Origin of the sequence: Azohydromonas australica DSM 1124 (assembly GCF_000430725.1) — a bacterium.
Classification (GTDB): Bacteria; Pseudomonadota; Gammaproteobacteria; order Burkholderiales; family Burkholderiaceae_C; genus Azohydromonas; species Azohydromonas australica.
The window spans coordinates 28,536-40,281 of the sequence record NZ_KE387212.1; the positions used below are offsets into that span (position 1 = coordinate 28,536).

At 68.5% G+C, this 11,746-nt stretch carries 9 protein-coding genes; 2 read left to right on the top strand and 7 right to left on the bottom strand.

Annotated elements, in window-relative coordinates:
• Positions 1–55 precede the first annotated feature (55 nt).
• The 7 genes from mprF to H537_RS0133625 all read right to left on the bottom strand — a co-directional run bounded on the left by mprF (position 56) and on the right by H537_RS0133625 (position 9,001).
• The gene (gene mprF / locus H537_RS47020) at positions 56–2,731 is read right to left on the bottom strand and encodes a bifunctional lysylphosphatidylglycerol flippase/synthetase MprF (protein ID WP_051244101.1); all 2,676 of its coding nucleotides are present in this window, start codon (positions 2,729–2,731) and stop codon (positions 56–58) included.
• 48 nt (positions 2,732–2,779) lie between these two features.
• Complete coding sequence (locus H537_RS0133600) at positions 2,780–3,592, bottom strand: universal stress protein (protein ID WP_051244104.1); 813 nt, start codon at positions 3,590–3,592, stop codon at positions 2,780–2,782.
• 135 nt (positions 3,593–3,727) lie between these two features.
• Complete coding sequence (locus H537_RS0133605; protein ID WP_211235131.1) at positions 3,728–4,222, bottom strand: cytidylyltransferase family protein; 495 nt, start codon at positions 4,220–4,222, stop codon at positions 3,728–3,730.
• A gap of 46 nt (positions 4,223–4,268) precedes the next feature.
• Entirely contained in the window at positions 4,269–5,963 is a 1,695-nt protein-coding gene (locus tag H537_RS0133610) for an AMP-binding protein (protein ID WP_029001395.1), read from the bottom strand.
• A complete protein-coding gene (locus H537_RS0133615) occupies positions 5,960–7,285 on the bottom strand; it encodes a wax ester/triacylglycerol synthase family O-acyltransferase (protein WP_051244107.1) in 1,326 nt (441 codons plus the stop codon). The genes H537_RS0133610 and H537_RS0133615 overlap by 4 nt, the downstream gene beginning before the upstream one ends.
• Before the next feature lie 8 nt (positions 7,286–7,293).
• Complete coding sequence (locus H537_RS47025; RefSeq protein ID WP_064736094.1) at positions 7,294–8,511, bottom strand: patatin-like phospholipase family protein; 1,218 nt, start codon at positions 8,509–8,511, stop codon at positions 7,294–7,296.
• Entirely contained in the window at positions 8,462–9,001 is a 540-nt protein-coding gene (locus tag H537_RS0133625; RefSeq protein WP_169517141.1) for a phasin family protein, read from the bottom strand. Before H537_RS0133625 ends, H537_RS47025 begins: the two co-directional genes overlap by 50 nt.
• On the opposite strand from H537_RS0133625, the gene H537_RS0133630 reads away from it, so the two are divergent.
• Both H537_RS0133630 and H537_RS0133635 read left to right on the top strand, forming a co-directional pair.
• Positions 9,000–10,991: an SDR family oxidoreductase gene (locus H537_RS0133630; protein ID WP_043461318.1), complete on the top strand. Its 1,992-nt coding sequence runs from the start codon at positions 9,000–9,002 to the stop codon at positions 10,989–10,991. The genes H537_RS0133625 and H537_RS0133630 overlap by 2 nt on opposite strands.
• A gap of 297 nt (positions 10,992–11,288) precedes the next feature.
• The gene (locus H537_RS0133635; protein WP_029001399.1) at positions 11,289–11,744 is read left to right on the top strand and encodes a pyridoxamine 5'-phosphate oxidase family protein; all 456 of its coding nucleotides are present in this window, start codon (positions 11,289–11,291) and stop codon (positions 11,742–11,744) included.
• Positions 11,745–11,746 lie beyond the last annotated feature (2 nt).

Consider the following 11,746-nt stretch of genomic DNA (forward strand, 5'->3'; position numbering starts at 1 on the left):
CAGGCCGGGCCCCATGAACTGGCTTGGACGATCTGTCCGAAGGAGCCGGATGGGTTCACGGCGTTCCTTTTTGCGAGGTCCATGGTCGCGGCGCGATCGACGACGGGCCGGGCGATGGCACCTGCCCGGGGCCGAAGCGGGTGAAGATGCCGGCCAGGCTGCCGGCCATCAGCGCCGTGACGTCCACCAGGATCGCCGGCAGCGCCACGCCTCCCGGAGAAGCCAGGTACAGCGGCTCCCACACCGGGTTGAACTTCGCCTTGTAGTGGCGCAGCCCCTCGAAGTTGTAGAAGTGCTCGCCGTGCCGGTAGAGCAGTGTGCCGATGCGGCCCCAGATCGGCGCGTCGCGCCGTGCGTCCAGCCCGGACAGCGGCGCCATGCCGAAATCGAACCACCGGTAGCCCTGGGTGCGGCCCCACAGCATCAGCTCGCTGAACAGGAAATCCATGCTGCCCCGGGGAGCCGTGGGCAGGCGGCGCATCAAGTCGACCGACAACTCCTGCCGCCCCGCGCCGCACCACAGGTTGGCGAAGGCCACGATGCCCTCCTCGCCGCGCACCAGGGCCAACGGAAACTGCTCCAGGTAACGGGCGTCGAAGGACGCATTGGAGAAGCCCTTCTCGTGCGTGGCCTTGGCCCGCAGCCAGGCGTCGGACAGCTCCCGCAGCGCGGGCACCAAGGGCGGCACGGCCTCGCACGGCACGATCTCGAAGCGGTAGCCGCAGCGCAGCAGCCGGTTGCGCGCCTGCCGCAGGCCCGCGTGCGCGGGCAGTGCGAGGTCGAAGCGCGTCAGGTCCACGCGCGCCTGCTCGCCCAGCGGCGTGAGCACCAGGCCCTGCTCCGCGTACTCGGCACGGCGCTGGCCGCGTACCTCGAAGAAGACGCACCAGCCGTCGTAGCGGTCGCACAGGTCATGGAAACGCCACAGCAGCTCGCGCCCGCCGGCAGCGTCGCCCACGGGATCGCCCATCGCAATCCAGCTGCGGCCGCTGCGGCCATACATGAGGAAGGCGTCCCGCGCCTGGCTGAACAGCACGGCCTTGTCCCCGCGCAGCACGAGGTTGGCATAGGTGCAGGGCGAGCGCTCGACGATGCGGCGCGCGTGTTCGATGTCCTCGGCGCAGGCCACGGCGATGGCGGGACGCACCGGGCGCAGCAGCCGGTACAGCCCGAATAGCGCCGCCAGCGCCACGGCGCCCACCGTGGCACGCAGCGAGCGCGCAGCCTCGGCATGCAGCGTGAAGCTCCACCAGGACAGATCCGCGTGCAGCGCATGGCGGTTGGTAAGCAGCACCAGCCAGCCGGAGGCTCCCAGCACCATCACGATGGCCGCGATCCAGGGGGCGCGCAGCGGCTCGCCCAGCAGCGAGGACCTGCGATGGAACTGGCGTCGTGCCGGCAGCAGCGCGACGGCAGCGCAGCCCATCAGGAACGCCTCCTCGTAGTCCCAGCCCTTGGCCAGCGACAGCAGCGACGCTCCCAGGAGCAGCACCAGCGCCAGATGCCATGCGGCATCAAGCCGGCGCTGCAGGGCGTGCGCCAGCAGCAGCAGCGCCGACCCGGCCAGGCTGGCCAGGAAATGCGAGGACTCGATCAGCGGCAGGGCCAGCACGTGGCTCAGCACTTCCAGCCGTCCGGCAGAGGCCGGCAGCGAACCGGAAAACAGCAGCAAGGCGCCGGCCATGAACACCAGGGCGGCCAGGATCTGCGGCACCAGCGCCATGAGGATGCGCGTGCCCGATGCGAGCCGGCTGCGCCAGGCCGGCGGCAGCCCCCTGCCCGCGCGCAAGCCCACCAGCAGGGCCGCGGCGAACAAGGGCGCGATGAAGTAGACGCCGCGAAACAACAGCAGCGCCGCGGCGAGTTCCGCGGCGCCCACGCGCTGCCCCAGCATCAGCACCATCGCCGACTCGAACACGCCCAGGCCACCGGGCACGAGGCTGGCATTGCCGGCAAGCAACGCGATCAGGAATACCGCGACGCCTTGCAGGTAGCTCACGCCGGCCGAAGGCGGCAGCAGCGCGTGGAACACGGCGGACATCAGGCACAGGTCCAGCGAGGCAACCCCGAGCTGACCCAGCGTCAGCGCCGGCGACGGCAGCCGCCACGGCCTGGGGCCCGGCATCGACAGGCGCCCAGCGGCAGACGCCACGCTGAGCAGCAGGTACGCACCCAGCAGCGCGAGAAACGCCCAGCCCAACGCCCGGGTCGTCGCCCCGGCCCAGCGCAGCGCCTGCGGCAACGGCACCGGACCGAGCACGAAGGCCACGCCGCCCACGCCCAGGAAGCCGAGCCAGAAGCCGGCGCTGCAAAACAGCACCACCTTGGACACCTCGGCGGCGGACAGGCCCGCCGCGGTGTAGGTCCAGTAGCGCACCGCGGCGCCCGTGACGAGGGTGTTGCCGAAGTTGTTGCCCAGCGCGTTGGCGATGAAGGCGGTGGACGCAACCGACGCGCCGGGCACGCGGCGGCCGATGAAGCGCATGGCCAGCAGGTCGTAGCCGGTGAGCGTGGCGTAGCCGGCCAGGGTCAGCAGGCCTGCCTGCACCAGCGCGCTGGCCGGCAGCGCCGACACCGCGTCGAGCAACTCGTGATAACGCTGCCCGCGCAGCCAGTCCTGCAGCACCCACAGCGCCAGCGCGAACACGGCTATCCCGGCAAAGGGACCGGCCCTGCGCAGCAGGCGGCGGGCTAAGGCCAGACGCTGATCCAGCGGACGGGGCGGGAGCATCCGTGCATGCTCGTTGGCCGGTTCCGGCAGGACTTGCCGCAACTCGATTCAGTGCGCCATCAGCACCGGCAACGCCATGGCAGCCAGCACCGTGCGCGTCGCACCGCCGAGCAGGATCTCGCGTGAGCGGGTGTGGCCGTAGCAGCCCATGACCACCAGGTCCGCCCCCAGCTTGGCCGCGCGGGACAGCAGGCTCTCGCCGACGTGGCCCCCGTCGGTGTTCTCCTGCACATACTCGGCATCGATGCCGTGGCGCAGCAGCAGTGGCCGCACCACCGTCGGGTCACAGCCCCAGCCGGCGACCTGTACCGCGGCGTCGGGATGCACCAGCGGCAGCGCCGCGGACAGCGCGCGAGCCGCTTCCCGTGAGGGTTTCCAGGCGATGAGCACCCGTCGGCCGACGTCGCCGAAGCGGCCGCTCGACGGCACCACCAGTACCGGCTTGCCGCTGTCGATGACCACCGACTCCACGAAATCCGCCGGCATGCCAGCGGCGGCCTCGCTGCCACCATGCTGGCCCAGCACGACCAGATCGTGCAGCCAGGCCTCGCGCACGAAGCCTCTCGTCACGGCCTGATCCCGCGGTACCTCGGCCCAGTGCAACCGGGGCTCAGCCGGAACGGCATCGACCAGGGCGCGTGCCTGTTCCCTGCAGCGGGCATCGAAGGCCGCGTTGCCGGGCAACAGTACGCTGCCCTCGACGAAGAACTGCGACGGCGTTGGCGCAGGCTGGGGCGCACAGGCGTAAAGCGCCGTCACCGTCGCTTGCAGACGCTGTGCCAGCGCCCGGGCCACTTCCAGCCGCATGCGGCTGTGCACCGAGGCGTCGACGTGAAGCAGGATCGAAGCCACCATGTTCATGGATACCTCCTGAAGCATCGGATCGGCGGGCAACCGCAATTTAGGCCTGTCCAGCAGGCGCCACTTGCGTCATGTCAAGCGCGCAAGCGCGACCGGATCCGTAGTGGCCCACAGTCGTTGCCGTGATACCCCGTCTCAATAGGGCGTGTCTCGCCAACCGTGGCGGCAGGACCAGCGCGCCACCGGTCCCTCCAGCGCAAGGAAGAGCAGCGTGACAGCTGCAATCACGCCGGGAGCCAGGCCCAGGGACTCGCGCAGCACCAGCAGCGGCAGCAGCGCTTCGGGCACCTGGTCCAGTCCCGTGGCCTTTCCGCTGGATGGAATGCCCAGGCGCCGCTTGACGAAGCTCGAAAGCAGGTCGCCGGCCATGGAGAGCAGCCCGACGGCAGCCCCGGTCGGCGCGGGGAATCCCATCAGCGGGGCCATCAACAGGGTGGCCACCGTCGCGGCCACGACCCCCCGCACGGTTTTCGAATGCCCCAGCAAGGGCTTGCCGTCGAAAAACCGCAGACCGCCGTCCAGAGGAGCGTTCCAGCGGTCGCATAAAAGACGCTTCACCGCGATCGGCGCCGTGTTGGCCACCGTCAGCAGCACCAGCAGCTTGGCAGTCAGCACCATCGAGTCGGGCATGGCTTGCGGGCTCCTGAAGGCAAAGCCTGCAGGCTGCGAGCCGGCATCACACGGCCTGGGCCGGACGCCTGGCGGCCTCCTCGTCCCGCAGGGCCCGGCGCAGCACCTTGCCGATGGGACTCTTGGGCAACGCATTGCCGCGCAACTCCAGTTGGCGCGGCACCTTGTAGCCGGTGAGGTGCTTGCGCAGGTGCTCCATCAGCTCCGCCTGCGTCAGCGTGGGGTCCCGCGGCACGGCAATGAGCTTCACCGCCTCGCCCGAATGCGCATCGGGCACGCCGATCGCACCGGCCTCCAGCACTCCCGGGTGCATCGTGGCAACCTCCTCGATCTCATTGGGATAGACCTTGAAGCCCGAGACGATGATGAGATCCTTCTTGCGGTCGATGATCTGCACGCGGCCCTCGGTGTTCACCAGCGCCATGTCGCCCGTGTGCAGCCAGCCGTCCGGTTCCAGCGCGCGTGCCGTCTCCTGCGGATGGTTCCAGTAGCCTTTCATCACCTGCGGGCCGCGCACGCACAGCTCGCCGACGTCGCAGATACCCAGCTCTCTGCCCGTCTCGTCGCGGATGCTGATGTCGGTGGACGGCAAGGGCAGGCCAACGTTGCCGGAGAACTCCTCGACATCGAGCGGGTTCGCGCAGACGATCGGCGAAGCCTCGGTCAGGCCATAGCCTTCGATGATCGGCACGCCCATGACCTCGTGCCAGCGCTGCGCCACCGATCGGTGCACCGCCATCCCGCCGGCCACGGCGATCTTGAGCGCGCTGGCATCGACCTCGTGGATGGATGGGGCGTCGAGCAGCGCATTGAAGAGCGTGTTGACGCCGGTGATCGCGGTGAAGCGCAGGTGCTTGATCTCCTTGATGAACGTCTCCATGTCGCGCGGATTCGTGATGAGGTGGTTGTCCGCGCCCCACAAGAGAAAGAACAGCGCATTGGCCGTGAGCGAGAACACGTGATACAGGGGTAGCGGGGTCACGGCGATCTCGGCGCCTTCGGTGAGAACGCCGCCGATCCACGCCGAGGTCTGCAGCAGATTGGCCACCATGTTGCCGTGCGTGAGCATCGCGCCCTTGGCCACGCCCGTGGTGCCCCCTGTGTATTGCAGGAAGGCCAGGTCGTCACGGCCCAGCGGCTCCTCGTGCAACCGGTGCTGGGCGCCGCGCTCCAGCACGTGGGCCCAGTCGAACGCGCCTTCGATCTTCCACTCCGGCACCATGTGCTTGACATGCTTGACAACGAAGTTGACCAGCAGCGACCTGGGCAGGCTCAGCATGTCGCCCAGGCGGGTGGCGATGACCGTCTTCACCGCCGTGTCGGGCAACACCTCCTGCAGCGTATGTGCGAAGTTCTCCAGCACCACGATCGCTTCCGCGCCCGAGTCGCGAAGCTGGTGGCGCAACTCGCGCGCGGTGTACATCGGGTTGACGTTGACGACCACCATGCCGGCGCGCAAGGTACCGAACAGGGCCACCGGGTACTGCAGCAGGTTGGGCAGCATGATCGCCACGCGCGTGCCCGGGTTCAGATGGGCATGTTGCTGCAGGAACGCACCGAACTGCGCCGTGAGCTGGTCGAGCTCGCCATAGCTGATGCTCGTGCCCATGTTGGTGAACGCAGCAAGATCATGGAAGCGGGTACAGCTGCTTTCGAAGACGTCACGCAGCGACTGGTAACGGCCCAGGTTCGCCTCAGCCGGGACGCCCTTGGGATAGTGCTCGAGCCAGATCCTGTTCATGCGACGGCCTCCTGCAAGCGTCCGATTTCCGCCGTGAAGCGGGCAACGATGCGTTCCGGGTCGCGGACCAGGCCGGCGTCGGTCATCAGGCCGAACTGCACCTGTCCTGCATAGGAAAGGATGCTGATGCCCAAGGCGATGCCGCCGGCCTGCGGCACCCAGAACAACGGCTGCTCGATCTCGACGCCCGCCAATTCCAGTCGCTGTCGCGGTCCCGGGACATTGGTGACCACCGCGGTGGCGTGCGATCCGAGCAAGTGAACGAGCTGGTCCTGGAATGCGCGCGGTGCCTGGCCTGCGAGGCCCTGCAGCCCCAGCAAAAGCAGCGGCTGCGGCGACTCGCGCAGTGCCTGCATGCGTGCGTGCACCGCACGCACGCGCTCGAGCGGATCGGCGGTTCCCAGCGGCAGTGCCAGGAACACCAGGCCGAACTCGTTGCCCAGCGTCTCGGGAGCTCCTGCCGCCCTGAGGTTGACCGGCACCACCACGCGGATGTCGAGGTTCCGTGCCGGGTCGCGATGCGCCATGAGATAGGCGCGCAGCGCACCGGCGGCTGCGGCCAGCAGCACGTCGTTGACCGTGCAGCCGAGCGCCCTGCCCAGCTCCTTCACGGCGTCCAGCGGCAGCGGATCGCACCAGGCAATGCGCTTGGCTGGACCGAGCTGGCCCCTAAATCGCGTGCGCGGCTCTGGTGACATGGCCAGCAGCCTGGCGGCTTCGCCCAGGGCCGCGGTACTGGCCTGGGCGTAATCGAAGGCCTTGCCCGGATGCTGCAGCAGTTCCCAGAACAGCTGCGTGCCTGTACGGGTGAGGTCTCCCAGCCAGGGCAACCATCCGCCCGAGGCCGACGTCGCGCCGTGACTTGGCACGTGCCGCTGCCTGCCATCACGGGTGAGTGCCAGCAGCACGTGCATGAGCGCGGCGCCGTCGGCATAGCAATGGTGAACGCGCACGATGAGCGCGCTGCGGCTGCGCCGATAGCCTTCCACGAGATGCACCTGCCACAGGGGCCGGCTCGCATCGAGCGGCGTACTGGCCAGATCGCTCACCAGGTCCTGCAGCTCGCGCTGGCCGCCCGGCCGCGGCAACGCCACACGGTGCACGTGATGCCCCAGGTCGAACCAGGGATCGTCTTCCCAGTAGAACCCGGCCGCCTCTTCGACGGGCCGCCAGCGGAATCGCTCGAATGCCAGCAGGCGCGTGCGCAACAGCCGCATCAGCCGCGACATGTCGAGCCGGCCCTTGAGGATGATTACCGCAGTGATCACCATGGGACTGGTGGGCCGATCCATGCGCAGCCACGCCGTGTCGGCACCGGACATGCGAATGGTCACGGCCGCTCCACCCAGCGTTCCAGCCGATCCAGCGCACCGCCCAGCCGTTGGAGCACTTCGGAGTTGGCCTGCGCGCGAGGCGCGCTTGCCGCTCGCAGCTTGGAATTCCGAATGGAAATGCCGTGGCGCTCCAGGCAAGGCGCCAGCGCTCGCTTGCGCGTGGACAGGTCGAGCAACGTCGCGCGGTAGGCCTGTTCAAACACCCGGTGGCGTGTCGTGTCGTCGAAGACGTTGGTGAAGAGCAGATGCGGGTTGTCTCGTGGGGGCTCGAACAGCAGCACGTGGGCGCCCTTGTACTCGGAGCGGTATCGCGCCATGCCGACCTGCATGCGCGACTGGATCAGCGTGCGGAAGGCCTGTGACAGCACGGTCGACAGCCCCCCTTCGACAAGCCTGCGGGGCCGATGGTGGCTGTGCCGCAAGGCCAGGCGCGCGTCGAACGGCACGATGGGATTGATGCAGAACAGCAACCGTGCCCCTTCGTGAAGCGCCACCGAGGCGTGCATGGTCTTGCGCAGCGCACCGTCGACATAGTCGTGCCCGTCGATCCGCACCGGTGGATACAGCCCGGGCAGTGCCGTGCTGGCCTGCACGGCCCGCGAGATCGGCACGCGGTCATGGCCGGCCGAGCCGAATGCAACGGTCTCGCTGCTGTCGAGATCGGTCGCCACGAGTCGCAACCTGGGGCCCAGCCGGCGGAAGTCGTTGCTGTGTCCATTGGTACCGAAGGCGTGTTCCAAGAAGCGCGCAAGGGGTTCGTTGTCGAACATCCCGCTGGGAAGCAGCCGACCAAAGCGCGACACCAGCCCGCCGCGTCCGCCCAGGCCACCGTTGAGCCCCTGCCGGAGCGCGTCCAGCGCGAGACCCGGCAGCATCACAGCGCGGCGCACCAGCTCACCGATAGCCGGGGCCAGGAACAGTCCCTGGTCCACCGGGTACTCGGCCGACGCGGCGTCCACGAGGATCTCGCGCAGTTGCGCCACCGAGAAGCCGTTGGCCAGCAAAGCCCCCACGAGGGCGCCCGAGCTCACGCCCACGTAGACATCGAGGTCGGCGAAGTCGATGCCATCCAGCGCATCCTGCAGTGCACAGAGCGCGCCGATCTCGTACACGGCGCCCACTGGCCCGCCACCGGCCAGCGCCAGCCCGATCGGCGCCAACCGCCTACGGCCGGGCCTGGGAGCGGATCTTGCGCTTGACGGGCTTGCGGCCATGGCCTGCACGGTTGCGCCGGGCGAGCGCGGAAACGTGGCGGTCGAGATCGGCAACGCGGCGTGAGAGCTCGCCAACATCGCGCGCGCTGGGCACGTCCGCTGATACCAGCAGCCTGGCAAGTCGCTTTTCGACCAGCCGCTCGATGCTGCCCACACCCGCGCTCAAGCGTGAGCGCACCTGCCGCACGCCGCCCACGGTCAACGCGTCGGCGCACGCCCTGCCCTCGTCCACCAACAGCTCGAAGAGCTTGCTGCCTTCCCTGCGCGCGGTGTAGAGAGCGCCGACCCCGGCCAGCCAGATCTCGTGCCCCGAGCGGGAAACGGCCTGCAGCAGGCCTGTTCCGGACTGCATCTTCGCCATGGCGACCTTGCCTCCTTGGGTACTGCGGGACGGCCCCGGTAGCTGGAACATGCCACGTCCGGAGGTCTCAAATTTGACGCGGCGCAAATCCGCGATCACGCGCCGTACCAGCATCCGCGTCAGCACCATGAGAAACGCAACCTTCGTTACCGGGGCCAGTGGCTTCATCGGCAGGCGACTCGTCACGCAGCTGCTGGCGCGCGGCGAGGGGCCGGTCTACGTCCTCGTTCACCCTCGCAGCGTCCACAAGCTCGAAGCGCTCTACCTGCGCTGGGGCGTGGACCGCACCCGTGTGACGCCGGTGGTGGGAGACCTGACGCTCCCGATGCTGGGCGTCAGCGCCGAGGACGCCGCGATGCTTCGCGGCCGTGTGCGCCACTTCTTCCACCTTGCAGCGGTGTACGACCTCGCGGCCAGCACCGAAGCGCTGGTCAGCGCCAATGTCGAGGGCACGCGGCACGCGGTGGAGCTCGCGCAGGCCATCAGGGCGCAGTGCTTCCACCACATGAGCTCCATTGCCGCGGCCGGCCTGTACGAGGGCACGTTCACCGAGGACATGTTCGAGGAGGCCGAGAAGCTCGACCATCCGTACTTCAGCACCAAGCACGAGGCCGAGCGGATCGTGCGCTCTGAGTGCACGCTGCCTTGGCGCGTCTACCGCCCGGGCATCGTGGTCGGCCAGTCCGACACCGGCGAGATGGACAAGATCGACGGGCCCTATTACTTCTTCAAGGCCATCCAGAAGTTGCGCCGGCTGTTGCCGCCCTGGTTCCCCGCGATCGGCCTGGAGGGCGGACGGTTGAACCTCGTGCCGGTGGACTTCGTCGTGCGTGCGCTGGACGAGCTGGCGCACCGTGAAGGCCTGGACAGGCACTGCTTCCATCTCACCGACCCCGAGCCCAAGCGCGTCGGCGAAATCCTGGACATCTTTGCCCGGGCCGGACATGCGCCCCGCTTCGTGCTGCGCATCAACCCACGCCTGCAGGAGCTCGTGCCTCGCAGCCTGCGCGAAGGCCTGGCGCTGCTCACGCCGGTGCACCGACTGCAGGCGGCGCTGCTGCGCGACCTGGGACTGCCCGCGCAGGCCATGCGTTTCGTTAGCTACCCGACGCGTTTCAGCAACCGAGAGACGCGCAAGCTCCTCGATGCGGCCGGCATTCGTGTGCCGGCGCTGGAGGACTATGCCTGGAAGCTCTGGGACTACTGGGAACGGCACCTGGACCCGGAGCTGCGCCTGGACGAGAGCCTGGCCGGCGCGCTGGGCGGCAAGGTGGTGATGATCACTGGAGCGGCCGACGGTATCGGCAAGGCCACCGCGCGCAAGCTGGCCGCGGCCGGCGCCACGGTGCTGGTCGTGGACCGCGACGCGGCCAAGCTCGAACGCATGCGCACGGAGCTTGAGCCGCAGGGCTGGCGGATGGGGTTCCATTGCGCCGACCTCACCGACCCGTCGCAGGTGGCACACCTGGCGGGCGACGCAGTGGAGACCTTCGGGGTGCCGGACGTGCTGGTGAACAACGCCGGCCACTCGATCCGCCGCGCGATCGAGCATTCCTACGACCGCTTCCACGACTTCGAGCGCGTGATGGCCCTGAACTATTTCGGGGCGCTGCGGCTGACGCTTGCGCTGCTGCCCGCGATGCAGCAGCGTCGCAGCGGTCATGTCGTCAACATCTCCTCGCTGGGCGTGCTCACCAATGCGCCGCGTTTCTCGGCCTACGTGGCGTCCAAGGCGGCCATGGATGCCTTCGCGCGCTGCGCGGCGGCGGAATTCGCCGACAGCGGCGTCGAGTTCAGCACGGTGTACATGCCGCTGGTACGCACGGCCATGACCGCACCGACCGAGGTCTACCGCGCCGTGCCCATGCTCTCGCCTGACGAGGCCGCGCAGTTGGTGGTCCAGGCCTTGATCCACCGCCCGGCTCATGTGGCCACGCCCCTGGGCCTGTTCGCGCAGGTGCTGCACATGGCATCGCCGCACCTGGCCCATGCGGTGATGAATCTGGCCTACCGCATGTTCCCGGAGTCGCGGCGCGCGCTGGGCGAGTCCGGCCCGAGTGCCGAGGCCACGGCCGACCAAGTGGCGTTGGCCAAGCTCATGAAGGGCATGCACCTCTGACCGCCGGACGGTGGCGCCCGCTTCTTCTTATGACGGGCCTCCTGTCGTACGGCCTGAAGTGGCTCCCTGCCGACTGCCGACTTCAGGCCGGTACGCACCGTGCCAGGGCTTGCGCCATATCAACCGTGCAGACGCGCATCCAGCCGCGGCTGCAACCAGAGCTCGATCGACGCCAGGCCGGTTGGGGCGGCAGCGATCGCATCCGCGAAACTTGAGCATTCGCAAGCACGGCGCGGCAGGGACGACCAACATGGCTCTTTCCCGGCGGGTTCAGCCGGGTGACGAAGGAGTCGGCAAATGGACAAGGAGCTTCGACAAAAGATCCTGACCCTGCTGGATCAGCACCGGATCATGACCATCGCCACGCTGCGGCCGGACGGGTGGCCGCAAGCCACGACCGTTGGCTATGCCAACGACGGCCTCACGCTCTACTTCCTGTGCGGCTTGGACAGCCAGAAGGCGGTGAATCTCACGCTGGACGACCGGGTGTCACTGACCGTGGATCACGATACGCCGCAGGTCATGGAGATCAGCGGCCTGTCCATGGCCGCCCGGGCGCGACCTGTCGCCGATGCCGCGCAGGCCCAACGGGCCCTGGATCTGCTCATGCGGCGCTATCCCGAGCAGACGGGATTACCACTCCCGATGCCGTCGCCCAACGACGTGCGGATATTCCACGTAACCCCGGTCGTCATATCCGTGCTCGACTACTCCAAGGGTTTCGGGCATACCGATCTCATCCAGTGCGATTGAGC

Bases quoted from the DNA above. Each gene is read 5' to 3' on its own strand.
- mprF (WP_051244101.1), bottom strand. From the start codon at position 2,731: ATGCTCCCGCCCCGTCCGCTGGATCAGCGTCTGGCCTTAGCCCGCCGC.
- H537_RS0133610 (WP_029001395.1), bottom strand. From the start codon at position 5,963: ATGAACAGGATCTGGCTCGAGCACTATCCCAAGGGCGTCCCGGCTGAG.
- H537_RS0133625 (WP_169517141.1), bottom strand. From the start codon at position 9,001: ATGGTGCTGACGCGGATGCTGGTACGGCGCGTGATCGCGGATTTGCGC.
- H537_RS0133600 (WP_051244104.1), bottom strand. From the start codon at position 3,592: ATGAACATGGTGGCTTCGATCCTGCTTCACGTCGACGCCTCGGTGCAC.
- H537_RS0133615 (WP_051244107.1), bottom strand. From the start codon at position 7,285: ATGTCCGGTGCCGACACGGCGTGGCTGCGCATGGATCGGCCCACCAGT.
- H537_RS0133635 (WP_029001399.1), top strand. From the start codon at position 11,289: ATGGACAAGGAGCTTCGACAAAAGATCCTGACCCTGCTGGATCAGCAC.
- H537_RS47025 (WP_064736094.1), bottom strand. From the start codon at position 8,511: ATGGCCGCAAGCCCGTCAAGCGCAAGATCCGCTCCCAGGCCCGGCCGT.
- H537_RS0133605 (WP_211235131.1), bottom strand. From the start codon at position 4,222: ATGCCCGACTCGATGGTGCTGACTGCCAAGCTGCTGGTGCTGCTGACG.
- H537_RS0133630 (WP_043461318.1), top strand. From the start codon at position 9,000: ATGAGAAACGCAACCTTCGTTACCGGGGCCAGTGGCTTCATCGGCAGG.